Source organism: Candidatus Nitrosotalea sp. FS (assembly GCF_011319475.1).
Lineage (GTDB): Archaea > Thermoproteota > Nitrososphaeria > Nitrososphaerales > Nitrosopumilaceae > Nitrosotalea.
Genome location: NZ_RCMC01000146.1, coordinates 1 through 2,742 on the forward strand (window position 1 = coordinate 1; position 2,742 = coordinate 2,742).

A 2,742-nucleotide genomic window follows, 5' to 3' on the forward strand; every position below is an offset into this window, starting at 1 on the left:
GAACTATGTTACAGAACAATCTTCCAATAATTTTATTTAATTTTCTGTGTACATTTGTGCTGTTCTAGTTGGGATACATGACAAAATCTTTGAGTCTTGAAAAAGTGGGAATGAAATCAATACTTGGCTGAATATGTAAAAGATAAGACCATTGTAGATATCTGGAATGAGGTCAAAGAGGAAGAAGAGATAGAGGCAGAAGCGTTCGAGTTTCTTGCCTCGCAGGTTGATATTGATAGTTTTCACCAAAGAATACGTGACATCAAGGGTGCCAAGATGTTCCATGGCAAAAGATGAAAAATCAAATTAATTTGTTAATTTTCAATTATTTGTAATATTTTGATAATTATTTTAAAGCAAATAGAGATTTGTGAAAATAGTTCAAAAATTTTCTATTGGCTGTAACAACCCTTAACTAAGAATTTCTATATCCTGCAAATAACCTTGAATGAGATAAATCTTGAAACAAGCGCCATCNAGTTGGATTTTATCTGCACGATCCACGTGTTACCATTAAAGAAAAAAAGATGTGGTACTTTGGGGAAAAGGACCCAAAATCTCCTGTATATGATCTTGTTTGCAATTACATCTATTTTCAGCCAGGTGAGTATTACGCCAAGGTAAATACAGTAGAGCTTGCAAACGATGGAACATATACCGTCACCGGAAGTAGTAGAACAATCAAGATTACCGTAACCAAGGGTCCGTCAGAAATAAATTTTTTACAGACGCAAGGTGTGATATATGAAAATGATATAGCTGGGTTTAGCATAGGTGTTGGTGTAGTTCAGGGAAAATCTATACAATGGACCTGGGGTGATGAGAATACTTCTGCAGGAAGGTCTCATGGAAGAATTGGAGACGAAGACCTGTATGTGCAAAATCCATTTCACAAATATCTTGTTGCAAGATCTGAGCCATATCTAGGAAGTGTCAAGGTTACATGGTATGATGACACTGGAAAGAAACATGAGCCTGTCTGGCCCTTTGCAATGCTTGTCTTGCCCAGTCCTCTGCGACTGACTGGATACTTGGAGTTTCGGTCTTCATCATGTGATCCTCCTGCTGTTCCATGCGATGTTATCCAAACAGGTGTTCCTGTTACCATGGTCGCCCAAGTGGGCGGTGGAATACCACCATTTACACACAAGTGGGACTTTGGGGACAGGTCTNGTTTCACAAATATCTTGTTGCAAGATTTGAGCCATATCTAGGAAGTGTTACCGTTACATGGTATGATGATACAGGAAAAAAACACGAGCCTGTATGGCCATTTGCAATGCTTGTTTTGCCCAGTCCTCTTCGATTGACTGGATGCTTGGAGTTTTGGTCTTCATCATGTGATCCTCCCTCTGTTNTCATCAACAACAGAATTGGCGTGGGGGAGACAATTATCTGGTCGTTGATACGGTGTGGTCAGTAGAAGACATTTCTGGTGTAGGTTCTGTATATGTTGGGCATACCTTGCAAAAAACCATAGCCATCAGGGATAAGTTGCCGTAAAATTTGTGCCNCTCTGTTCCATGTGATGTTATCCAAACAGGGGTTCGTGTGGACATGCGAGCTCAAGTGGGTGGTGGCATACCTCCATTTACACACAAGTGGGACTTTGGAGACAAGTCTCCGCCACAGCCAGATTCACCTCAAGCTTATCATAGATATGATAAACACGAGAAGTGGCGCGGAGGGGACAATTACTTGGTGACTGATACTGTATATTCGATAGATCGTACTCCTTCTGTAGGCGATGTTTATGTTGGGCATACGTTGCAGAGAACAATTGCCATCAGGGATAAATTGCCGTAAAATTTGCTGTAAGATAACAAGCCTTGGTCTCAGGTCTTGATTATATCTGAATACATTCTGAGTAGATTTTGATACATCTTGTCCTGACTGTATGATTTTGTCAGTGTATCATTTCCATTCTTTCCCATCTCATTTGATTTTTGCTGGTTTTTTATCAAATCAAGCATGTGTGCTGCCCACTGGTTTTCATCATGTGGATCTATGACAAGACCGTTTTTTTGGTGTGTTACAATGTCTGACATTGGTCTCGTATTAGAGACAAGCACTGGTCGTGATTGGTCAAATGACTCTAAAATTACAAGCCCAAATCCCTCACACAAGCTTGGAAAGACAAGTGCATTTGATTCTGCAATAATTCTTGATTTTTCTCCAGAGCTTACATATCCCCTGAACTCTATATTTTGTTGCAGGCTGAGATTTTTTACAAGATCTTCAAGCGAATGTCTGTGTGGACCGTTTCCTACTATTACAAGTTTGATATTTGGTTCTGTTTTTTTTGCAATCTCTATTGCCTTGATTGCAACCTCAATATTTTTGTAAAAGACCAGCCTGCCAATGTAGACAAACTGCAAAGGGTTTGGTGTGGTACTGTGCGTAGTACTTGATTCAATCGCATTATGGATTACATGTATTGGCTTTGTTGCACCAAACTTTAACAGGTCATCTCTTGTAGCTTCACTTACCGTATGGATGCAGTCATGTCTTAGCTTTATCATCATTTTTTCAAAAAACGGTGCAAGCCACACGTTTATTCTTGATACGTCACTTTGTGCTCCCCACTGCTTCCAATAGTTTTTGCCGCAAAGCGAAAAAATGTCATGGACTGTTGTTATGTGTGGCTTGGAGGTCAGGCTTGACAATATGGAACCTGCAAGGGCTGGTGCAAAGTTGTTGGAGTGTATTATATCGATCTTTTCTTGTTTTATTATTTCTAGA

Annotated in this window: 2 protein-coding genes; one reads left to right on the forward strand and one right to left on the reverse strand. The window is 39.8% G+C overall.

Features of this window, described 5'->3' with window-relative positions; all coding sequences use genetic code 11:
• The first annotated feature begins 123 nt into the window (after positions 1–123).
• Positions 124–297, forward strand: a complete 174-nt coding sequence (locus DYY66_RS05070) for a hypothetical protein (RefSeq protein ID WP_166286763.1) — start codon at positions 124–126, stop codon at positions 295–297.
• A 1,538-nt stretch (positions 298–1,835) separates the two neighbouring features.
• Here DYY66_RS05070 and DYY66_RS05085 read toward each other — a convergent pair.
• Positions 1,836–2,742: glycosyltransferase family 4 protein (locus tag DYY66_RS05085; protein ID WP_166286769.1), on the reverse strand; the 907-nt coding region annotated here is incomplete at its 5' end.